Raw genomic sequence first — 20103 nt, 5'->3', positions numbered from 1 at the left:
AGAGCTAGTCAGCCATTACCGCACGGCCCTTGGCCCAGGCACGCAAGGCAGCCAGTTCTTCGGCCATTACCACCGACAAGGGTGCCGTGGCTTGCAGCTCGTGCAGCAGTAACGCCTGATCCACCACTTGCTGCCTCGCCTGCGCTGCATACAGAGCACTAACCACTACCTGCTCGATCTCGGCGCCGCTGAATCCTTCGCTGACGCTAGCCAGACCCGGCAGATCGAACTGCACAGGATCAAGATCCCGCCGCGCAAGATGGATGCGGAATATCTCGCCTCGCACCTCCATACTCGGCAAGTCGACAAAGAACATCTCGTCGAAGCGCCCTTTGCGCACCAGCTCCGGTGGCAATTGACTGATCTGGTTGGCGGTCGCCACCAGGAATACCGGCACCTTGCGTTCAGACATCCATGTCAGCAGGGTGCCCAGTACACGCCGACTGACACCGCCATCGTTATCGCCTGTCGCCAGGCCCTTCTCCATTTCATCCAGCCACAGCACACAGGGCGCCATCTGTTCCGCCAGCTGCAGCGCTTCACGCAAGTTGCGCTCGGTTTCACCGAAGAACTTGTTATACAGACCGGCGAAATCCAGCCGCATCAAGGGCAAGCCCCACAAGCCGGCTACCGCTCGCGCGGCCAGGCTCTTGCCGCCGCCCTGTACACCAACCAGCAAGATTCCCTTGGGCACATCAACGCCTTTCTCATCCAGGAATGCCGCCTGCCTTTCGGCTAACCAGCGCTTGAGCTGGCCAAGCCCGCCAACATCGGAAAAACGCGCGCAATCCTGCTCGAAACTCAGCACGGCCTCCATATCGAGCAGCTGGAACTTGGCCTTGTTCAGCGCCGGCAGATCTTCCTGGGTAATGGCGCCATCATCGCAAATCAGATGCCGCGCCAGCACCCGCGCCTCGCCATGGCTCATCCCGCGCAGGTTTTTCACTACCTGTTGCAAAGTGAGGTTATCCGTACGTACACGCAGATTGCCATTGCGCTCGCTCCAGCGCGCTGCCTCCTCGCGCACGACGCCCAGCAACTCTTCCTCGCCCGGCAAAGCCAGGCTGAAACGCGCTGCATGGCGCTGCACTTCAGCAGGCAAGCGGCAGGCATGTGATACCAGCACCAGAGTTGGACGATGGGCTCCCCCGGCAATGGCGATGTCCTTCAGCTGCCTGACCAGCCGGGGGTTGTCCTCCAGATAGGGATGCAGATCGCAAAACACATACAAGGTCGGCTGCGGGTCCGCCTTGACCAGGCGCAGCGCAACCTCCGGCTCGCGACTGTCGACAGATTCGTCGGCAATTCGCAGTTCACCTTGGCCGTGCAAACCTTCTGTCACCGTCCAGTTGAGCAACCTGAGCCCACGTTTGATCGCCAGCATGGTCAGGGTTTCCAGCACCCGGGGCTCGTCCCAGGACTCAATCAGCACCAGTTTCACCCTTGAATCCAGCACCAGCCCCAGATCGTGCACATCGTTTTTCACAGGCTCTCCTTGTGTTGTCGAAACGCGCGGAAGGTTAAACTCGAAATACTTCCCTACCAGAGGAGTTCCTCCAGTGGACTGTCTGTTCTGCCGAATCGTCGCCGGTACGATACCCGCCCGCAAGCTTTATGAAGATGACCAGGTAATCGCCTTTCACGATATTGCCCCACAGGCGCCGGTACATTTCCTGGTCATCCCGAAAAAACACATCGCCACGCTCAACGACCTCGGCGAGGAGGACAAGGCACTTGCCGGGCATATTCTCTACACCGCACAGCGTCTGGCCAACGAACAGGGTTGCGCAGAGGGATTCCGGATCACCATGAACTGCAACCCGCTGGGTGGCCAGACCGTTTATCACATTCACATGCATGTGCTGGGTCAGCGCCAGATGCACTGGCCTCCGGGATGACCCTGATCAATCTGCTCTTCGACCGATAAGATAAACTGCGCCGAGTTTGCTTCTGGAGTGACCGCATGACCACCCAACGCCACTTTTCACCGGCTGACCGCTTGCTGATGCAGGCAGATTCGGCGTTGCGCACACTGCTGCCTCTCAGCGCCCATCCGAACCGGCCATCACCGGCACAAAGCCGGGAAGATGCCGAACTAAGCCGTGACGAGACTACGCACATCGCCGGCCTGATGCGCATCAACCATACCGGTGAAGTCTGCGCCCAGGCCTTGTATCAGGGGCAGGCGCTCACCGCGAGCCTGCCCAAGGTGCGCGAAGCCATGGAACATGCCGCTGTCGAAGAAATTGATCATCTGCTCTGGTGCGAAAAACGCATCCGGGAGCTGGGCAGCCGCCCGAGCATTCTCAACCCGCTGTTTTATGGCCTGTCCTTTGGCGTGGGCGCAGTAGCCGGGCTGATCAGCGACAAGGTCAGTCTCGGCTTTGTTGCCGAAACCGAGAACCAGGTGTGCAAGCACCTCGACGAGCACTTGCAGCAACTACCCGCTGCCGACCAGAAGTCCCGCGCCATCCTCGAGCAGATGCGCGAAGACGAGCAGCGGCATGCCACCAGCGCCATGGAGGCCGGCGGCATGCGTTTTCCCACGCCGGTAAAGCTCGGCATGACCTTGCTGTCCAAAGTCATGACCAAAAGCACTTATCGCATCTGACGAACCCGCAGCAAGTCGAACTCACTTGCGCTTCAGATAGCTCTTGATGAAGTCGTATTCCAGATTGGCCGTCCGCTCGGCATCTCTGGCGACGAAGTCGGCAATCTTGCTGCCGATCAGGGGAATACCGCATTTAGTATCGATTTCCACCAGATTGACGCAGCCCTTGCCCCTGGCCAGCAACTGCATGGTGAGATGCAATTTGACCGGCGTTCCCTTTATCTCGACCTGCATGTCATTGATATAAGGCCCGCCCGGTTCACCGTGCCAATGCTCGGTTTGCAGCACCTGGGTGGTCGGCTGCATGAACTTACCGAGAAATGCCGGCACATCGACCTCTACCACTCGCTCCACGCGAATCACCACGCCATCGTCATCGCTCAGCTCCAGCAATGAGGCACTTGGCGATCCCGTTTCCAGGTAGCGCTCAATAATAAACTCCGGGTCCTGGAACAGCGCAAACAGGCTATCCACATCGACGTTGTACTTGTGTTCGAGATTAACTTTCATACCAACTCCCCGGATTTCCCTGCCTTCAGGCTAGTTCGACGATTTCATAATCATGGCTGATGGCAACGCCAGCACGCCCCAGCATGATCGAAGCTGAACAATACTTCTCCGCCGACAACTCAACCGCACGCTTGACCTGCGCTTCCTTCAGTCCGCGACCTTTGACTACAAAGTGCAGGTGAATGCGGGTGAACACCTTGGGATCTTCTTCTGCTCTCTCGGCTTCCAGAAACGCCTCGCAACTCTCCACCGGCTGACGGGACTTCTTCAGGATGCTGACCACATCGTAATTGGAGCAGCCGCCGAGCCCGAGCAACAGCATCTCCATCGGGCGCACGCCAAGATTACGGCCGCCACTCTCGGGGGGGCCATCCATCACCACCACGTGGCCACTACCGGACTCACCAAGAAACAGGGCTTCTCCCGCCCACTGAATACGCGCTTTCATCACCGCAACTCCATGCCAGAATCAAAAGATCGCAGCTTATCACGGCCGTTGTCGCGCCCTGCCAGGCAGCAGACGCTGATTAAACAGTGCCGCTGCCAAGCACCATGCCGTATAACTGTTCGCAGGCAGAGCAGTACCTGATAAGCTGACGCCTGATTATTGGCAGTTCATGCTATAACCCAATATCAAAGGGCCCATTTTTCAAGGTCCTTACTTCTAATGAGGGCATCGGGAATGGTTGCGATAACCCTTACACCCAAAATCAAGAATCTCGACAAGATTCTGGCGCACTGCCAGCGCCGTCGCTATACGGCCAAAAGCACCATCATTTATGCCGGCGATCGCTGCGAGAGTCTGTTCTTTATTGTCAAAGGCTCGGTCACCATCCTGATCGAGGATGATGATGGCCGCGAGATGATCATCGGCTATCTGAACCCCGGAGACTTTTTCGGCGAGATGGGCCTGTTCGGCCAGGAAGGGCAGGAGCAGGAACGCAGCGCCTGGGTTCGCGCCAAGACCGAGTGCGAAGTAGCCGAAATTGGCTATGCCAAGTTCCGTGAACTCAGCCAGCAGGATCCCGACCTGGTCTTTACCCTCGGCACGCAGATGGCTGAGCGCTTGCGCCAGACCACCCGCAAAGTCGGCGATCTGGCCTTTCTCGATGTAACCGGACGGGTAGCCCGCACCCTGCTGGATTTGTGCAAGCAACCGGACGCCATGACACATCCGGATGGCATGCAGATCAAGATCACCCGTCAGGAGATCGGTCGCATTGTCGGTTGCTCGCGGGAAATGGTCGGCCGCGTACTCAAGGCTCTGGAAGACCAGGGGCTGGTTTACGTCAAGGGCAAAACCATGGTGGTATTCGGCACCCGCTGAAAGCATCGGGCACATAACGAACAAGGCCGGCATTGCCGGCCTTGTTCGTTATGTCAGTCAGGATCCGCACCCAGTACCCTGCGGGTTTTATCCGGAAAGAACAGGCGCTGCAGCTCAAGGCCCGGATCGTCCGCACGCATGAAGGCCTCGCCAACCAGAAAAGCATGCACATCACTGATGCTCATCAACTCGACATCGGCGCGGTGAAAGATGCCACTTTCGGTAACCACCAGACGACCATGCGGAATTTGCGGCAACAGATTCAACGTGGTATCCAGCGAAACCTCGAAGGTATGCAGATTGCGGTTATTGATACCGATCAGCGGTGTATCCAGTACCGTCAAGGCGCGCTCCAGCTCTGGCTCGTCATGCACTTCGACCAGCACATCGAGACCGAACTCCGCCGCCACCGCCGCCAGTTCGGCCAAACGCACGTCATCCAGCGCAGCCACAATCAGCAGCACACAATCCGCTGCCAGCGCGCGCGCTTCGACAATCTGGTAGGGGTCGATCATGAAGTCCTTGCGGATCACCGGCAGCTTGCAGGCCGCGCGCGCCTGTTGCAGAAACTCGTCAGCGCCCTGAAAGAAATCCACATCGGTCAACACCGAGAGACAGGCAGCGCCACCCTGCTCATAGCTCCTGGCCAGTTCTGCCGGGACGAAATTTTCGCGCAGCACACCCTTGCTCGGAGAAGCTTTCTTGATTTCGGCAATCACCGCAGGCTCACTGCGCGCGACACGCTCCTGCAGCGCGCGGGCAAAGCCGCGCGGGGCATCCGCAGAGCGCGCCGCGCGTTCCAGCTCAGCCAGACTGACCCGGGCACTGCGCTCGGCAACTTCGGCGTACTTGCGAGTGATGATCTTTTCCAGAATGGTCGGCAGACTCACGCTTGATTCTCCTGACGAAATACTTCAGTAAATGAAGCCAGCTCTTCCATTTTTTCCCGCGCCAGGCCGGTGTGCAGGGCATCATGGGCCAGCTGCACGCCTTCGCGCAGGCTGGTGGCCAGGTCGGCCGCATACAGTGCCGCACCGGCATTCAGCGCAATCATGTCGCCGGCCTTGCGGCCACTCTCGGTTTTACGCCGACCCAATGCATCACGAATCAGCTCCAGCGAGGCTTGCGGACCGTCGACTTCCAGCCCCTTCAGGGTCTGGCTTTGCAGGTCGAAATCTTCCGGGCAGACTTCGTATTCGCTGATTACGCCACCCTTGAGCTCTGCCACGTGGGTCGCGGCCGCCAGACTGAACTCATCCAGCCCGTCTCGGGAATGCACCACCAGCACATGCTTGCTGCCCAACCGCAAAAGCACTTCCGCCAGCGGCCGGCACAACGCCTGATTGAAGACCCCGACCACCTGGTGCCGTACACCGGCAGGATTGGTCAATGGACCAAGCATGTTGAAGATGGTGCGCAGACCCATTTCCCGCCGTGGCAAAGCCGCATGCTTCATGGCCTTGTGATGCACCTGGGCAAACATGAAACCGACACCGACACTGTCGATGCAGCGGGCTACCTGCTCGGGCGTCAGCTCCAGATATACCCCGGCCGCCTCCAGCAAGTCGGCACTGCCGCTCTTGCCGGAAACCGCGCGGTTTCCGTGTTTGGCGACCTTGCCCCCGGCTGCAGCCACCACAAAAGCCGCTGCGGTGGATACGTTGAAGATATTTGCGCCATCACCACCGGTGCCGACCACATCCACCACGTGCTCCAGGCTCGGCAACTCGACCTTGCTCGCCAGTTCGCGCATCACCGACACCGCGCCGACGATCTCGTCGATGCTTTCACTCTTCATGCGCAAGCCCATGAGGAAGGCGCCGATCTGCGCATCCGTGCACTGGCCGGTCATGATTTCGCGCATGACGTCCTGCATTTCCTCGGTACTCAGGTCCAGCTGCGCCACCACCCGATTGAGGGCTTCCTTGATGTTCATCCGCGCACGCCTCCACTTTGCTTGAGGAAATTGGCCAGCAGTTCATGGCCCTGTTCGGTCAGGATCGATTCCGGATGGAACTGCACACCTTCGATATTCAGGGTCTTGTGTCGCAGGCCCATGATCTCGTCGACCGCACCGTTCTCCAGCTGGGTCCAGGCGGTGATTTCCAGACAATCCGGCAGTGTCTCGCGCTTGACCACCAGTGAATGATAGCGGGTAACCGTCAGCGGATTGTTCAGCCCGGCAAACACGCCCAGGTCGTGGTGGTAAACCGGACTGATCTTGCCGTGCATTACCTGTCGGGCCCGCACCACATCACCGCCAAAAGCCTGGCCAATGCTCTGGTGGCCCAGACACACACCGAGAATCGGCAGCTTGCCGGCAAAATGCGCAATCACTTGCAGCGACACGCCCGCCTCGGTGGGGGTACAAGGCCCCGGCGAGACCACAATGCGCTCGGGTTGTAGCGCCTCGATTTCTGCCACAGACAGTTCGTCATTGCGAATGACATTGACCTCGGCGCCCAGTTCGGCCAGGTACTGCACCACGTTGTAGGTAAAGGAGTCGTAGTTGTCGATCATCAGCAGCATGGCAATCTCCTCAACCCTGGGTCTTGACGGTGTGTTCGGCCAACGCCACCGCGCGGAACATGGCGCGGCGCTTGTTCAGCGTCTCTTCCCATTCCAGCGCAGGCACCGAGTCGGCGACGATGCCACCACCGGCCTGCACATGCAGTTCGCCGTTCTTGATCACCGCGGTGCGGATGGCGATCGCCGTATCCATGTTGCCGTTCCACGCCAGATAGCCCACGGCACCGCCGTAAACACCGCGCTTGACCGGCTCCAGTTCGTCGATAATTTCCATCGCCCGGATCTTCGGCGCGCCGGACAGGGTGCCGGCCGGCAGGATGGCGCGCAGCGCATCCATCGCACTGAGGCCCTTCTTCAGCTGGCCATTGACGTTGGAGACGATGTGCATGACGTTGGAATAGCGTTCGATGACCATCTGTTCGGTAACTTTCACCGTACCGGTTTCCGACACCCGTCCTGCGTCGTTACGGCCCAGATCAATCAGCATCAGGTGCTCGGCAATTTCCTTGGCGTCCGACAGCAGGTCCTGCTCCAGCGCCAGATCGACTTCCTCGGTGGCGCCACGCGGACGGGTACCGGCAATCGGCCGCACCGTGACCAGCCCGTCTTCAACGCGCACCAGCACTTCCGGTGAACTGCCAACCACATGGAAGTCGCCGAAGTTGAAGAAGTACATGTAGGGCGTCGGGTTGAAGCAGCGCAGTGCGCGGTACAGATCGATCGGCGCCGCCTTGAAGTCGATGCTCATGCGCTGCGACGGCACGACCTGCATGCAGTCACCGGCCAGGATGTATTCCTTGATGGTATCGACAGCGCGCTCGTAGTCCTCACGACTGAAGCTGGAGCGGAAGCTGGGCTCGGCGATTTCATCGAGACCGCTGAAGTCCAGTCCGCGTCTCGGCGTGATCGGCTGGCGCAGCTGCTCCATGAGTTCCTGCAGACGCGCTTGGCCACGCTCATATGCATCCGCCTCGCCAGGATCGGCCAGCACGATGGCGTGCAGCTTGCCAGCCAGATTGTCGAACACCACCACGGCATCGGACACCATCAGCAGAATGTCCGGATTGCCCAGCGGGTCGGGGTTGGGACATTTGGCCAGCTTGCGCTCGACATAGCGCATGCAGTCGTAAGCAAAGTAGCCGACCAGCCCGCCGTTGAAACGCGGCAGACCGGCAATCGGCGCGACCTGGTAGCGCTCCTTGAAGGCCTCGACAAAGGCCAGCGGGTCCTCACAGTCGTGCTGCTCGGTCTGCTGGCCGTCGATGCTCACCGTCACCTGATGCTCAAAGGCACGCAATACGGTGCGACACGGCAGGCCGATGATCGAATAGCGGCCCCATTTCTCGCCACCCTGCACCGACTCCAGTAGATAGGAGTAAGGCCCATCGGCAAGTTTCAGGTACAGCGAGAGTGGCGTATCGAAATCGGCCAGGGTTTCAAAGGCAAGGGGAATGCGGTTATAGCCTTCAGCGGCCAAACGCAGGAATTCTTCGCGGGTCATGATCAGCCTCGTGGCTTGAGGGTGTAACGGTCAGGTGCAAACATGCCGACTGCGCCGGCCAGACAAGATCAAGCGCGCCAGCGCCAACGGGCCAGGGCCTTGATCACGTTCATCCATTGCTTGCGGATAACCACCACGATCAGATCTCTTGGGGCGGGGTTGAAGTTGCTTGACGCAACACTACCCGAGCCCCCGCAACGAATCAACCAGCTGGCGCAGGTCGTCCAGGACCAGCAGCGGGTTTTCCGCGGCGACCGGCCGGCCGTGGTTGTAGCCATAGCTGACGGCTACACAGGGCACCCCGGCAGCGCGCGCGGCCAGCACATCGCTGCGCGAATCACCGACAAACAGCGCCTGCTGGGCAGTGACACCGGCCCGGACAAGCATCCATTGCAGCGGCGCCGGATCAGGTTTCTGCTGCGGCAGGCTGTCACCGCCCAGCAGCCACTGGAAGTAATCGGCCAAACCATGTTCTGCGAGCAAGGGCGCGATGAAACGACATGGCTTGTTGGTCACCAGCCCCAGCGCGATTCCCTTGCCACGCAACCAGTCCAGGCATTCAACCACGCCGGGATACACCCGGCTGAGGGCATGGCAGTCGGCATAGATTTCCAGGAATTTCTGATGCGTCGCAGCTGCTTCAACCACATCAACTTCAGCATGCTCGATGCTGTTGGCCAGTGCCCGACGCACCAGCACCAGCGAACCGTTGCCGACCCAGTCACGCACCCGCGCAACACCTGCGGGTTCCCGGCCCATCTGCATCAGCATGGCATCGGTTGCAGCGGCCAGATCCGGCACCGAATCAAGCAGGGTGCCATCCAGATCGAACATCACCAGCCGGGGCAGCTGGCCATGAAACTGCCGGACGAGTGAATTCAACCGCGCACCCGGGCCAACTCTTCGCGCATTCGGGCAATTACCTGGGCGTAATCCGGCGCATTGAAGATCGCCGAACCGGCAACAAAGGTATCGGCGCCCGCAGCGGCGATCTCACCAATATTCTGCAGGTTGACGCCGCCGTCCACTTCCAGCCGGATATCGCGGCCGCTGGCATCGATCAGCGCACGCGCCTCGCGCAGCTTGTCCAGCGTAGCGGGGATGAATTTCTGCCCGCCAAAGCCGGGGTTCACACTCATCAGCAGAATCATGTCGACCTTGTCCATCACGTACTTCAGGCTTTCCAGCGAAGTCGCCGGATTGAACACTAGGCCGGCCTTGCAGCCGCCATCGCGAATCAGCTGCAGGGAACGGTCGATATGGCCACTGGCTTCGGGGTGGAAGGTGATGTAGCTGGCGCCGGCCTCGATGAAGTCGCCGATGATGCGATCCACCGGCGACACCATCAGGTGCACGTCGATTGGCGCGATGATGCCGTACTTGCGCAAGGCGCTGCAAACCATCGGGCCGATGGTCAGGTTAGGCACATAATGGTTGTCCATGACGTCGAAATGGACGATGTCGGCGCCGGCGGCCAGCACGTTATCCACTTCCTCACCCAGGCGGGCGAAGTCGGCGGAAAGGATCGACGGAGCAAGGGCAAAGGGTTGCATGGCGCACCTCGGAGCAGATTCACGATGGCGCGCATTGTAGCCGGCCTGCCCCCTTAACGGCACTTGCAGAATCCTTTCACGGGATAATGTGTGCAGAACAGCCTGATTACCTGAAGCCTTTTCGCTCACGAATCAACGCATAGGCACTGCGCAGGTTGCGGGTCTTTTCGGTGGCCAGGCGTAGCTGTTCGGCAGAGGCGCCAGCCCCGGCCAGCTTGTCCGGATGCTGCCGGCTGAGCAGGCGCCGATAGGCATGCTTGATGGCCGCAGGATCGGCATCCGGGGATACGCCCAGCAGTTTCAGGGCCGCCCGGTAAGCCGCATCCGTACTGCTACGCCCCGCCCCCAGACCGATAGTGAGCGCTTCCAGCTCGTCAAACGACCAGCCCATCCACTGCCCCCACAACGTGATCAGCTGCCGCTCCTGCACCGTTGCTCCGCCGCTGGCTTCAACCATGCGCCAGCAGCTGAGCAGCAGGCTTTGCGCTTCGGCCCGCTGTGCGCGCAACCGGCTCAGCGGTAATTGCAGATCATTGCCTGCCTGCTTGCCGCACCTGAAGGCCTGCTCGGCCAATTGCCGTAACGGGCCATCCAGCCCCAGACGCTGCATTTCATCGCGAGCCTGATCAATGTGCACCTGCCGCACCTGGCCGTTGCACTTGGCCAGCCGCCCGAGCAGCGTGAAACGCAACTCATCGAGACCCAATCGCGATGATCGCCCAAGCCGTGCCCGCAGCTGCCTCCAGCTACCCAAGCGCAAATTTCGATCCACTACATAACCCAGCACAACTCCCAGCAGTGCGCCCGGAATACTGGCCAGACCGAATCCCGCAGCGGCAGCCAGCCAGGTCGCCGGCCAGATCAACTAGCAGGCTCCTGCTGCCAGCAGGTGCTCGACTTCGGCCAGGCGCTCATGCGTGCCGACATCCACCCAGTGCCCGGGAAAATGCTCGCCACTCACCAGGCCTTGCTGCATGGCTTGCCGCAGCAGTGGTGCCAGCTTGAATGCGCCGGCATTGCAGCCGGCGAACAAGTGCGGATGCAAAACAGCAATGCCGCTGTAGGTGAGTTTTGCCGAACCTGCAGCACCCTCTCCGACCATATCGCCAGTCAATGCAAAATCACCTTGCGGATTGTGCGGCGGGTTGTCCACCAGCACCAGATGGGCCAGCCCGGCAATAGCTCGCGGCACACGGGCAAACGGGTAGTCGGTCCAGATATCACCGTTGACCACCAGAAACGGCTGACTCCCCAGCAGCGGTAGCGCACGGAAAATGCCGCCGCCCGTCTCCAGCGGCTCGCCTTCAGGGGAGTAGGCGATGCTCAGGCCAAACGCCGCACCGTCACCCAGATAGTCTTCGATCTGCTGGCCAAGCCAGGCATGGTTGATCACTACCTCGCGAAATCCGGCTTTGGCCAGGGCCCGCAAGTGATACACGATCAGCGGTACGCCGCCGGCGCAGACCAGCGGTTTGGGCGTGGTCAGTGTCAGCGGGCGCATGCGTTCGCCCTTGCCGGCGGCCAGAATCATCGCCTTCATGCGGTTACCGACGCCTTTTCCGGCAAGCTGGCAAGGAAGTCTCCCAGCTCTGCCAGCTCCGGACGACGGGCAAGCACCGCCTGGATGTAGGCAAAAAAGCGCGGCACATCACCCAGATATTTCGGCTTGCCGTCGCGGTAGCAGATACGCGCAAAGATACCGATCACCTTGAGATGCCTTTGCACGCCCATCAGATCCGAGGCACACAAGAATTCCTCGAACGACGCCTGGACCGGCACCGCAAGTGCCTGTGCCCGCTCCCAGTAGTCGAGCAACCAGCGATCTACCTGTGCTTGCGGCCAACTGAGGAAGGCATCCTTGAACAGGCAGGTGATGTCATAGGTCACCGGGCCGTAGACAGCGTCCTGAAAATCCAGCACGCCGGGGTTCGGCTGGCTGAGCATCAGATTGCGCGGCATGAAATCACGGTGCACCAGCACCTGGGGCTGGGCCAGTGCACTGTCAACCAGCTGATCGCAAATACGCCTCCACTGAATCTGCTGTGTTTCACTCAAGGTGCAGCCCAGATGCTCGCGCACGTACCAGTCGGGAAACAATTGCAGCTCGCGGCGCAACAGGGCGTCATCGTAGGACGGCAGGTCGTCCTCCAGTGGCAGTTGCTGAAACGCCAGTAATGCCGCAATGGCGTCAGCAAACAATGCATCGGCATTCGCGCCGCTGATCACGTCAAGATAGGTCTGCCGGCCAAGGTCATCCAGCAACAGAAAACCGCGCGCCAGGTCCTCTGCAAGCACCAGCGGCACATGGACTCCCGCGCGGCCCAGCACACCCGCCATTTTCACAAAGGGCCTGCAGTCTTCCTGCGGTGGTGGAGCGTCCATCAGAATCAGGCTGCGCGAACCGGCCTGCCAACGAAAATAGCGCCTGAAGCTGGCATCGCTACTGGCGGGAAACAGCTCGCCCACAGGCACTTCACCCCACCTTCTGGCGGCGAACAAAGCAGGCAAACATTGCCCCATCCAGTCAGTCAATTGTTGTAAACGTTCATCTTGAATAGGCATTCCACTCTCCAACGAGTCTATCCCTTGAGCAGGTCATGCTTTATTATCCAGCATCTTTTTCAGCCCATCGAGAGCTTTGCGACCGTCGCTTTGCTTGATGGTGCGCAAAATGGCCGGAATAACAAGATGGCGACAAAACTACCCGATTTCCGCAGAAACCTGCCATTACTGGTCACCAGCAGCCTTCTGCTGCTGCCGGTTGCGGTCGGGCAGGCCATTGCGGCCGACCAATTCGACTGCAAGGCATCCGCCACTGGTGGCTGGGCCTGTACCCCGACCAGCGCAAACGCCAATCTACCGCCACGACCGCCGGCACAACAAAGCATGCCTGCGGCTGCAGACGGTAGCGCTGCATCCGGCGAGAGTTCGGGCGTTGTTGCCGGCACTGCAATTGCTGGCCAGTCGCTCAAGGCCGGCAAAGGCAGTGTTGACTTCAGCCGTCTAGACTGGGTGCCGCGCAGCCAGCTCACAACGGCCCAACTCAAGGAAGTTGGCCCTTATTGCAGCGGTGACTACATTGAGCCGAAACGCCCGGGGATGAACGACAAGACCCCGATGAGTCAGGCACCGATGTTCGTCTCGGCCAAAGCCTCACGCTATGCCCAGCAGGAGCAGGTAGCCACACTCGCAGGCGATGTTGTACTGCGTCAGTCAAATATTCAGATCGAAGCTGACGAAGCCAATCTATATCAGGCCGAGAATCGTGGTGAACTCAAAGGTGATGTCAAACTGCGCAGCCCGGGCATGCTGGTTGTTGGCGATGAAGCCGAAATCCAGCTGGACACGGGCGCGGCCCAGATTGATCAGGCTGAGTATGTCCTGCACGAAGCCAATGCCCGTGGCGGCGCCAAATACGTCAAACGTGGCGAAGACGCCATCATTCGGCTCAAGGACGGCACCTATACCACCTGTGCGCCCGGCAATAATGCCTGGCAGGTGAAGGGCAACAATATCAAGCTGGATCCGGCCACGGGAATGGGCACGGCGACCAACGCCACGCTGCGGATCAAGGATATTCCGGTGTTCTATACCCCGTATATCCAGTTCCCGATCGACGATCGCCGGCAGTCCGGCTTCCTCGCGCCCACCGCCGGTTACTCGAACTCCGACGGTGTCACGCTGATAACGCCTTATTACTTCAACCTCGCACCCAACTATGACGCCACACTTTACCCGCGCATCATGAGCGAACGCGGCCTGATGATGTCCGGCGAGGGGCGTTACCTGACCCAGAGCAGCGAAGGCAAGATATCCGGCTCCTATCTGGATGATCAGGACGACGAAAACAAGGGCCAGCCCAAGTACGAGCAAACCCGTTATCTGGCCTCCTGGCAACATACCCAGGGACTGGATGAGCGCCTGCTCGGCGAGGTGGACTACACCGATATCAGCGATCCTTACTACTTTCAGGATCTGGGCACTGACCTTGATGTCTCCAGCCAGACCTATGTCAACCAACAGGGTGTACTGACCTGGCGCGGTGACAGCTTCACTGCAGGACTCAATGTACAGTCTTATGAGCTGGCCTCGGTAACCGACATTACTCCGTATGACCGCCTGCCGCAGGTCACTCTGGATGGCATCCTGCCCTACCAGCCGGGCGGCCTGCAGCTTTCTTACGGCACTGAGTACGTCAGTTTCCAGCGGGATCTAGATAGCTACTACTTTAACGGCATTGCAAGCCCAGATCAGAAATTGACAGGATTAAATCGCGCCAGCGGCGATCGCAGCCATGCGCAGCCAGGCATCAGCTTACCGATGGAAAATAGCTGGGGCTATCTGACCCCATCGGCAAAATACCTGTACACCAATTACTCGCTGGATCTGGACAGCCGCGGCCAAAGCACCTTGGCTAGTGGTGTGCAATATGACGACAACCAAAACCGCAATATAGAACTTTATTCGCTAGACAGCGGCCTGTACTTCGACCGGGATACTACGCTTTTTGGCAAGAGCCTGCGTCAGACGCTTGAACCAAGACTCTATTACCTCTATGTGCCTTACAAAGATCAGGATGACTTACCAATTTTTGACACTTCGGAGCCTTCCTTTAACTATCAATCGCTATTTCGCGAAAACCGCTTTGTCGGCAAAGATCGTATTGGCGACAGCAATCAACTTTCTGCAGGCACCACTAGCAGTTTTGTCGAAGATAATGGTTTTCAGCGCGCTCAAATAGGCATAGGCCAAGCTTTCTATTTCGAAGACCGGCAAGTGCAAATGCCCGGAATTACAACACAAGATGCTTCCGTTTCACCTACAGCACTATTCGGCCAATATAGAATGGATCGCGATTGGCGGGTGAGCTCGGACTACGCCTACAACTCAGACATTAGTAAGACCAGCTCTGGTAATCTGATGTTCCATTATCAGCCAGAAGCAACTCCGAACAAGATATTCAATGCCGGTTACCGCTATCGCAACGACGCTATTGTGTTCAATGAAGACACCAATGAGTACGAGGCCGGCAATGACGATGAGTACAAGATCGAACAGTCTGACGTTTCGATGATCTGGCCAGTGCTCCCCCAATGGAGTGCCATCGCCCGCTGGCAATTCGACTTCAACCAGAGTCGCACCCTCGAGGCCTTTGGTGGCTTCGAGTATGACTCCTGCTGCTGGAAGCTGCGACTGGTCAGCCGCTATTGGGTTCAGCCGGACGACTACAACCTCGAAACCAATCAACAAGGCGACCATGGGGTGTTCCTGCAAATTGTGCTGAAAGGCTTGGGCGGCATTGCCGGCAACCAGGTTGACAGCTTCCTCGACCAAGGCATTCAAGGCTATCGTGAACGTGAAGATAAAGCTTTCTAACACCCTCCGCACGCTACTGCTCGGCGCCCTGCTGTTTGGCTCGCTGGCCCATGCCGAAGTACAACCGCTGGATCGTGTGGTGGCTATCGTCGATAACGATGTAATCATGCAAAGCCAGCTCGACCAGCGCGTGACCGAGGTGCAGAAGAGCATCGTCAAGCAAGGCGCCAATCAACCGCCGCTGGACGTCCTGCAGCAACAAGTACTGGAACGCCTGATCCTGGAAAATCTCCAGCTGCAGATTGGTGACCGTGCCGGTGTGCGTATCACTGACGAAGAGCTGAATCAGGCGCTCGAGACCATTGCCCAGCGCAACAACATGAATCTTGAGCAGTTACAGATGGCCCTGAAACAGGACGGCCTGTCGTTTTCTGCTGCCCGTGAGCAGATTCGTCGTGAAATGATCATCAGCCGGGTGCGCCAGCGCCGGGTGGCCGACCGTATCGACGTGACCAATCAGGAAGTCAAACGCTTCATGGCCTCGGAACATGGTCAGCTTCAGCTTTCCGAGGACTTTCATCTGGCCAATATCCTCTTGCCAGTTCCCGAAGGCTCAACTGCCGCGGTAATCGAGAAAGCCGCCATTCAGGCGCAGCAGATCTATCAGCAGCTACAACAGGGCGCCAGCTTCGCCGATCTGGCACTGAGCCGCTCCTCCAGCGAAAACGCCCTGGAAGGTGGTGACATGGGCTGGCGGAAAACCGCGCAATTGCCACCCCCGTTTGACAAATTGATTCCTGCGCTGGCACCAGGGCAGGTAACCCAGCCGGTGCGCACCCCGGGCGGCTTCCTCATCATCAAGTTGCTGGAAAAGCGCGGCGGCAGCAATCAGTTGCGTGACGAAGTGCATGTTCGGCACATCCTGATCAAGCCCAGCGAAATCCGTACCGATGCTGAAGCACAAAAAATGGCAGAGCGTCTGTACGAGCGCATTGTTGCTGGCGAAGACTTCAGCACCCTGGCCAAGAACTTCTCTGAAGACCCTGGCTCTGCGCGCAACGGTGGCGACCTTGACTGGGTGGACCCGGGCATCCTGGTACCCGAATTTCAGGAGGTCATGAAACGCACACCCAGTGGCCAGCTGTCCAAGCCATTCAAGACCGGTTATGGCTGGCACGTACTGGAAGTGCTCGGGCGCCGGGCGACCGACAGCAGCGAGCAAATGCGTGAGCAGCAGGCAATGAACATCCTGCGTAACCGCAAGTACGATGAGGAGCTACAGGGCTGGCTGCGGGAAATTCGCGACGAGGCCTACGTGGAAACCAAACTGTGAAGCCACGCCGCTTTGCAGTAACCGCCGGCGAACCTGCCGGCATCGGCCCTGACCTGTGCCTGATGCTGGCCGGGGAAAGCCAGCCAGAAATCCTGATTGTCATCGCCAGCCGCGACCTGCTGATCCAGCGGGCCGCGCAACTGGGTCTGGATATTGACGTTCGCTGCGTCAGTCCCGACGCCTGGCCAACCGAAGCTTGCAGCGCCGGCACCCTCTATGTCTGGGATACCCCGCTGCACCAGCCGGTGACGGCCGGACAGCTGGACTGCAACAATGCCCCTTACGTGCTGGAAACCCTGACCCGCGCCGCCCGGGGCTGCCTTGACGGCCATTTCACCGGCATGATCACCGCACCGGTACACAAGGGCGTGATCAACCAGGCCGGCATCCCCTTTTCCGGCCACACCGAATTTCTGGCCGAGCTGACTGACACGCCACAGGTAGTGATGATGCTGGCCACCCGCGGGTTACGGGTTGCGCTGGTAACCACCCACCTGCCGCTTAAAGACGTAGCCACAGCCATTACCGGCGATCGCCTGCAACGGGTAACACGCATTTTGCACACTGATCTGGTGGCAAAATTCGGCATTGCGCAACCACGCATTCTGGTTTGCGGGCTCAATCCGCATGCCGGCGAAGGTGGCCATCTGGGTCGCGAAGAGATCGATATCATCGAGCCAGCCCTTGCCCAATTGCGCAGTGAAGGGATCAATCTGACTGGCCCGCTTCCGGCCGACACCCTGTTTACCCCAAAACACCTGCAGCACTGTGATGCCGTACTGGCGATGTATCACGACCAGGGCCTGCCCGTGCTCAAGTACAAGGGCTTTGGCGCGGCGGTAAACGTCACTCTCGGCCTGCCGATAATCCGCACTTCGGTTGACCACGGCACGGCCCTTGACCTGGCGGGTAGCGGACGAATCGATACCGGCAGCCTCGCTGTGGCCCTGGAAACCGCTTACGAAATGGCCCACGCATGAGCGAAAATTATCAACATCGGGCGCGCAAGCGCTTTGGCCAGAATTTTCTGCATGATGCTGGCGTCATTCACCGGATACTGCGCGCGATCCACGCTTTGCCGGGCGAACATCTGCTGGAAATCGGCCCTGGCCAGGGTGCGCTCACTGAAGGGCTGCTCAATAGCGGCGCACGACTGGATGTCATCGAGCTGGACAAGGATCTGATCCCGTTACTGAACATGAAGTACGCCAGCAACCCGCAGTTCACCCTGAATCAGGGCGACGCGCTCAAGTTCGATTTCAACCGCCTGGGTGCTGCAGCGAACAGTCTGCGGGTGGTCGGCAACCTGCCCTACAACATCTCCACTCCGCTGATTTTCCATCTGCTGGACAATGCCGGCCTGATTCGTGACATGCACTTCATGTTGCAAAAAGAAGTGGTACAGCGTCTGGCTGCCGAACCCGGCGGCGGAGACTGGGGCCGCCTGTCGATCATGGTGCAGTATCACTGCCGCGTAGAGCACCTGTTCAACGTCGGACCCGGCTCGTTCAATCCGCCACCCAAGGTCGACTCTGCCATTGTCCGGCTGGTGCCACACCCCGTTTTACCGCACCCGGCAAAGGATCATCGCCTGCTCGAGAAGCTGGTTCGCGAGGCTTTCAATCAACGCCGCAAGACCTTGCGTAACTCCCTGAAAGCACTGCTGACCGCCGAGCAGATAGAGGCCGCCCAGGTGGATGGCAGCAAGCGTCCAGAACAGCTGGATCTGGCTACATTCGTACGCCTGGCCGATCAGCTCGCCAGCTGAGCGGGAAGCGCAAGCTTACAGCCGGCGGGGCAAATCAAGCCTAGACTCATGGCTAAATCAGCAGAGAGGTTCGCGTGTCCGATCCCCGATACCAGATAGAAGTAAGCGTCACCACCCAGTTTCTTCCCGAGCAATCCCAGCCCGAGCAGAATCGCTTTGCCTTCAGCTACAGCATCGCGATCCATAATGCAGGCAGTCTGCCGGCCAAGCTGTTATCGCGTCACTGGCTGATTACCAATGGCGATGGTCAGGTACAGGAAGTGCGTGGTGCTGGCGTGGTCGGGCAACAGCCGGTGATCGCGCCCGGAGAAACCCACAGCTACACCAGTGGCACCGTCATGAGTACCCGCGTGGGCACCATGCAGGGCAGCTATCAGATGCTCGCAGGGGACGGTAACAAGTTCGACGCCATCATCCGCCCCTTCCGCCTGGCCGTACCCGGCTCACTGCACTGAGGGAACGCTCACATGACCACCTATGCCGTTGGCGACATTCAGGGCTGCCTGGAACCACTCAAATGCCTGCTCGACAAGGTTGGCTTCAAGCCTGCAAAGGATCATCTGTGGCTGGTTGGCGATCTGGTCAACCGTGGCCCGCAATCCCTGGAGACCCTGCGCTTCCTGTTTGCCATGCGCGACAGCCTGACCTGCGTTCTGGGCAATCACGACCTGCACCTTCTCGCAGTCGCCCACAATATCGAACGCATGAAAAAGCATGACACCTTCCAGGACATTCTTGCTGCCCCGGATCGTCGCGACCTGCTCGACTGGTTACGCCAGCAGAAATTGCTGCACTATGACGAGCAGCGAGACATCGCACTGGTTCACGCAGGCATCCCGCCGCAATGGACCTTGCGCAAGGCGCTGCGCCTGGCCGCCGAAGTTGAGGAGGTCCTGCAGGATGATGCCCGCTTGCTGCCGTTTCTCGACGGCATGTATGGCAACGAGCCGGCCTGCTGGAGCAAGGACCTGCATGGCATAGAGCGCCTGCGCGTCATCACCAACTACCTGACACGCATGCGTTTTTGCAAAGCCGATGGCACCCTTGACCTCAAGAGCAAGGAAGGCGTGGAAACCGCCCCGCCAGGCTATGCCCCGTGGTTCAGTTATCCGCAGCGCAAAACCCATGGACAGAAAATCATTTTTGGCCACTGGGCAGCGCTGGAAGGCAATTGCCAAGGCGCCGGTCTGACGGCACTGGATACCGGCTGCGTCTGGGGTGGCAGCATGACTCTGCTGAATATCGACACCGGTGCACGCCACATCTGCCAATGTCAGGAGCCTTCTGCATGAGCAGCTTCAAACGCATCCCGCCCCGGCAAGCCCAGGTACTGCGTGAGCAGGGCGCTATTGTGGTCGACATTCGCGATCCGCAAAGCTATGCCATGGGTCATATCAGCGGCTCACAACATCTGGATAACTTCTCCTTGGCCGCGTTCATTGCCAGTGCCGATTACGAAACGCCGGTAATCGTCAGCTGCTATCACGGCAACTCCAGCCAGAGCGCTGCTGCCTATTTGAGCAGTCAGGGGTTTGTCGAGGTTTACAGTCTGGATGGTGGTTTCGAGCTCTGGAGCACTACCTACCCCGAAGCCATAACCCGTCTGGATCCGTAAACAGCACGGCTCGGGATTCAGTGTCAGAATCACTCAGCAG

General features: G+C 59.2%; 22 protein-coding genes. 10 read left to right on the top strand and 12 right to left on the bottom strand.

The annotated features are described in order from the left end of the window. Positions 1-4: 4 nt before the first annotated feature. Positions 5-1486, bottom strand: coding sequence for an AAA family ATPase (locus BLT89_RS00765; RefSeq protein WP_090192631.1), 1482 nt, complete (start codon positions 1484-1486; stop codon positions 5-7). A 73-nt stretch (positions 1487-1559) separates the two neighbouring features. Here BLT89_RS00765 and BLT89_RS00760 point away from each other — a divergent pair, with 73 nt between their 5' ends. Continuing rightward, the gene (locus BLT89_RS00760; RefSeq protein ID WP_090192630.1) at positions 1560-1898 is read left to right on the top strand and encodes a histidine triad nucleotide-binding protein; all 339 of its coding nucleotides are present in this window, start codon (positions 1560-1562) and stop codon (positions 1896-1898) included. Between the two features lie 65 nt (positions 1899-1963). Beyond that, positions 1964-2611, top strand: a complete 648-nt coding sequence (gene coq7 / locus BLT89_RS00755) for a 2-polyprenyl-3-methyl-6-methoxy-1,4-benzoquinone monooxygenase (RefSeq protein ID WP_090192629.1) — start codon at positions 1964-1966, stop codon at positions 2609-2611. Between the two features lie 21 nt (positions 2612-2632). Here the strand turns inward: coq7 and BLT89_RS00750 are convergent, their stop codons facing one another. Further along, a complete protein-coding gene (locus BLT89_RS00750; protein ID WP_090192628.1) occupies positions 2633-3121 on the bottom strand; it encodes a DUF2505 domain-containing protein in 489 nt (162 codons plus the stop codon). A 25-nt stretch (positions 3122-3146) separates the two neighbouring features. Further along, entirely contained in the window at positions 3147-3569 is a 423-nt protein-coding gene (locus BLT89_RS00745) for an OsmC family protein (RefSeq protein WP_090192627.1), read from the bottom strand. Between the two features lie 234 nt (positions 3570-3803). On the opposite strand from BLT89_RS00745, the gene crp reads away from it, so the two are divergent. Continuing rightward, positions 3804-4448 carry a cAMP-activated global transcriptional regulator CRP gene (gene crp / locus BLT89_RS00740; protein WP_090192626.1) on the top strand — a complete coding sequence of 215 codons (645 nt, stop codon included), beginning with the start codon at positions 3804-3806 and terminating at the stop codon, positions 4446-4448. A gap of 53 nt (positions 4449-4501) precedes the next feature. Here the strand turns inward: crp and trpC are convergent, their stop codons facing one another. The 9 genes from trpC to BLT89_RS00695 all read right to left on the bottom strand — a co-directional run bounded on the left by trpC (position 4502) and on the right by BLT89_RS00695 (position 12593). Next, on the bottom strand, positions 4502-5338 hold the full coding sequence (gene trpC / locus BLT89_RS00735) for an indole-3-glycerol phosphate synthase TrpC (RefSeq protein WP_090192625.1): 837 nt from the start codon (positions 5336-5338) through the stop codon (positions 4502-4504). Then, on the bottom strand, positions 5335-6384 hold the full coding sequence (trpD, locus tag BLT89_RS00730) for an anthranilate phosphoribosyltransferase (RefSeq protein ID WP_090192624.1): 1050 nt from the start codon (positions 6382-6384) through the stop codon (positions 5335-5337). Before trpD ends, trpC begins: the two co-directional genes overlap by 4 nt. Continuing rightward, entirely contained in the window at positions 6381-6977 is a 597-nt protein-coding gene (locus tag BLT89_RS00725; protein ID WP_090192623.1) for an aminodeoxychorismate/anthranilate synthase component II, read from the bottom strand. Before BLT89_RS00725 ends, trpD begins: the two co-directional genes overlap by 4 nt. A gap of 10 nt (positions 6978-6987) precedes the next feature. Continuing rightward, entirely contained in the window at positions 6988-8478 is a 1491-nt protein-coding gene (gene trpE / locus BLT89_RS00720; protein WP_090192622.1) for an anthranilate synthase component I, read from the bottom strand. A gap of 180 nt (positions 8479-8658) precedes the next feature. Continuing rightward, on the bottom strand, positions 8659-9312 hold the full coding sequence (locus BLT89_RS00715; protein ID WP_090198547.1) for a phosphoglycolate phosphatase: 654 nt from the start codon (positions 9310-9312) through the stop codon (positions 8659-8661). A gap of 44 nt (positions 9313-9356) precedes the next feature. Next, positions 9357-10031: a ribulose-phosphate 3-epimerase gene (gene rpe, locus BLT89_RS00710; protein ID WP_090192621.1), complete on the bottom strand. Its 675-nt coding sequence runs from the start codon at positions 10029-10031 to the stop codon at positions 9357-9359. A 106-nt stretch (positions 10032-10137) separates the two neighbouring features. Further along, positions 10138-10896, bottom strand: a complete 759-nt coding sequence (locus BLT89_RS00705) for a DnaJ domain-containing protein (RefSeq protein ID WP_090192620.1) — start codon at positions 10894-10896, stop codon at positions 10138-10140. Next, positions 10897-11571: an N-acetylmuramate alpha-1-phosphate uridylyltransferase MurU gene (murU, locus tag BLT89_RS00700; RefSeq protein WP_090192619.1), complete on the bottom strand. Its 675-nt coding sequence runs from the start codon at positions 11569-11571 to the stop codon at positions 10897-10899. Beyond that, positions 11568-12593 carry an aminoglycoside phosphotransferase family protein gene (locus BLT89_RS00695; RefSeq protein ID WP_090192618.1) on the bottom strand — a complete coding sequence of 342 codons (1026 nt, stop codon included), beginning with the start codon at positions 12591-12593 and terminating at the stop codon, positions 11568-11570. The genes murU and BLT89_RS00695 overlap by 4 nt, the downstream gene beginning before the upstream one ends. A 126-nt stretch (positions 12594-12719) precedes the next feature. Here BLT89_RS00695 and BLT89_RS00690 point away from each other — a divergent pair, with 126 nt between their 5' ends. The 7 genes from BLT89_RS00690 to glpE all read left to right on the top strand — a co-directional run bounded on the left by BLT89_RS00690 (position 12720) and on the right by glpE (position 20063). Beyond that, the gene (locus tag BLT89_RS00690; RefSeq protein ID WP_090192617.1) at positions 12720-15407 is read left to right on the top strand and encodes an LPS-assembly protein LptD; all 2688 of its coding nucleotides are present in this window, start codon (positions 12720-12722) and stop codon (positions 15405-15407) included. After that, on the top strand, positions 15388-16680 hold the full coding sequence (locus tag BLT89_RS00685) for a peptidylprolyl isomerase (protein ID WP_090192616.1): 1293 nt from the start codon (positions 15388-15390) through the stop codon (positions 16678-16680). Before BLT89_RS00690 ends, BLT89_RS00685 begins: the two co-directional genes overlap by 20 nt. Continuing rightward, positions 16677-17660, top strand: coding sequence for a 4-hydroxythreonine-4-phosphate dehydrogenase PdxA (pdxA, locus tag BLT89_RS00680; protein WP_090192615.1), 984 nt, complete (start codon positions 16677-16679; stop codon positions 17658-17660). Before BLT89_RS00685 ends, pdxA begins: the two co-directional genes overlap by 4 nt. Next, on the top strand, positions 17657-18448 hold the full coding sequence (gene rsmA / locus BLT89_RS00675; RefSeq protein WP_090192614.1) for a 16S rRNA (adenine(1518)-N(6)/adenine(1519)-N(6))-dimethyltransferase RsmA: 792 nt from the start codon (positions 17657-17659) through the stop codon (positions 18446-18448). The genes pdxA and rsmA overlap by 4 nt, the downstream gene beginning before the upstream one ends. A 74-nt stretch (positions 18449-18522) precedes the next feature. Further along, the gene (apaG, locus tag BLT89_RS00670; protein ID WP_090192613.1) at positions 18523-18903 is read left to right on the top strand and encodes a Co2+/Mg2+ efflux protein ApaG; all 381 of its coding nucleotides are present in this window, start codon (positions 18523-18525) and stop codon (positions 18901-18903) included. Between the two features lie 12 nt (positions 18904-18915). Then, positions 18916-19740 carry a symmetrical bis(5'-nucleosyl)-tetraphosphatase gene (locus BLT89_RS00665; RefSeq protein WP_090192612.1) on the top strand — a complete coding sequence of 275 codons (825 nt, stop codon included), beginning with the start codon at positions 18916-18918 and terminating at the stop codon, positions 19738-19740. Then, positions 19737-20063, top strand: a complete 327-nt coding sequence (glpE, locus tag BLT89_RS00660) for a thiosulfate sulfurtransferase GlpE (protein ID WP_090192611.1) — start codon at positions 19737-19739, stop codon at positions 20061-20063. Before BLT89_RS00665 ends, glpE begins: the two co-directional genes overlap by 4 nt. The last annotated feature ends 40 nt before the right edge of the window (positions 20064-20103 follow it).

It is taken from the genome of Pseudomonas pohangensis, from assembly GCF_900105995.1.
Lineage (GTDB): Bacteria > Pseudomonadota > Gammaproteobacteria > Pseudomonadales > Pseudomonadaceae > Aquipseudomonas > Aquipseudomonas pohangensis.
Note: the sequence above shows the minus strand (reverse complement) of the source record. Positions and strands in the feature narration are given on the sequence as shown.

Bases quoted from the DNA above. Each gene is read 5' to 3' on its own strand.
- trpE (WP_090192622.1), bottom strand. From the start codon at position 8,478: ATGACCCGCGAAGAATTCCTGCGTTTGGCCGCTGAAGGCTATAACCGC.
- glpE (WP_090192611.1), top strand. From the start codon at position 19,737: ATGAGCAGCTTCAAACGCATCCCGCCCCGGCAAGCCCAGGTACTGCGT.
- BLT89_RS00750 (WP_090192628.1), bottom strand. From the start codon at position 3,121: ATGAAAGTTAATCTCGAACACAAGTACAACGTCGATGTGGATAGCCTG.
- trpD (WP_090192624.1), bottom strand. From the start codon at position 6,384: ATGAACATCAAGGAAGCCCTCAATCGGGTGGTGGCGCAGCTGGACCTG.
- BLT89_RS00715 (WP_090198547.1), bottom strand. From the start codon at position 9,312: ATGTTCGATCTGGATGGCACCCTGCTTGATTCGGTGCCGGATCTGGCC.
- coq7 (WP_090192629.1), top strand. From the start codon at position 1,964: ATGACCACCCAACGCCACTTTTCACCGGCTGACCGCTTGCTGATGCAG.
- BLT89_RS00745 (WP_090192627.1), bottom strand. From the start codon at position 3,569: ATGAAAGCGCGTATTCAGTGGGCGGGAGAAGCCCTGTTTCTTGGTGAG.
- rsmA (WP_090192614.1), top strand. From the start codon at position 17,657: ATGAGCGAAAATTATCAACATCGGGCGCGCAAGCGCTTTGGCCAGAAT.
- crp (WP_090192626.1), top strand. From the start codon at position 3,804: ATGGTTGCGATAACCCTTACACCCAAAATCAAGAATCTCGACAAGATT.
- rpe (WP_090192621.1), bottom strand. From the start codon at position 10,031: ATGCAACCCTTTGCCCTTGCTCCGTCGATCCTTTCCGCCGACTTCGCC.
- BLT89_RS00690 (WP_090192617.1), top strand. From the start codon at position 12,720: ATGGCGACAAAACTACCCGATTTCCGCAGAAACCTGCCATTACTGGTC.
- BLT89_RS00725 (WP_090192623.1), bottom strand. From the start codon at position 6,977: ATGCTGCTGATGATCGACAACTACGACTCCTTTACCTACAACGTGGTG.
- BLT89_RS00665 (WP_090192612.1), top strand. From the start codon at position 18,916: ATGACCACCTATGCCGTTGGCGACATTCAGGGCTGCCTGGAACCACTC.
- BLT89_RS00695 (WP_090192618.1), bottom strand. From the start codon at position 12,593: ATGCCTATTCAAGATGAACGTTTACAACAATTGACTGACTGGATGGGG.
- murU (WP_090192619.1), bottom strand. From the start codon at position 11,571: ATGAAGGCGATGATTCTGGCCGCCGGCAAGGGCGAACGCATGCGCCCG.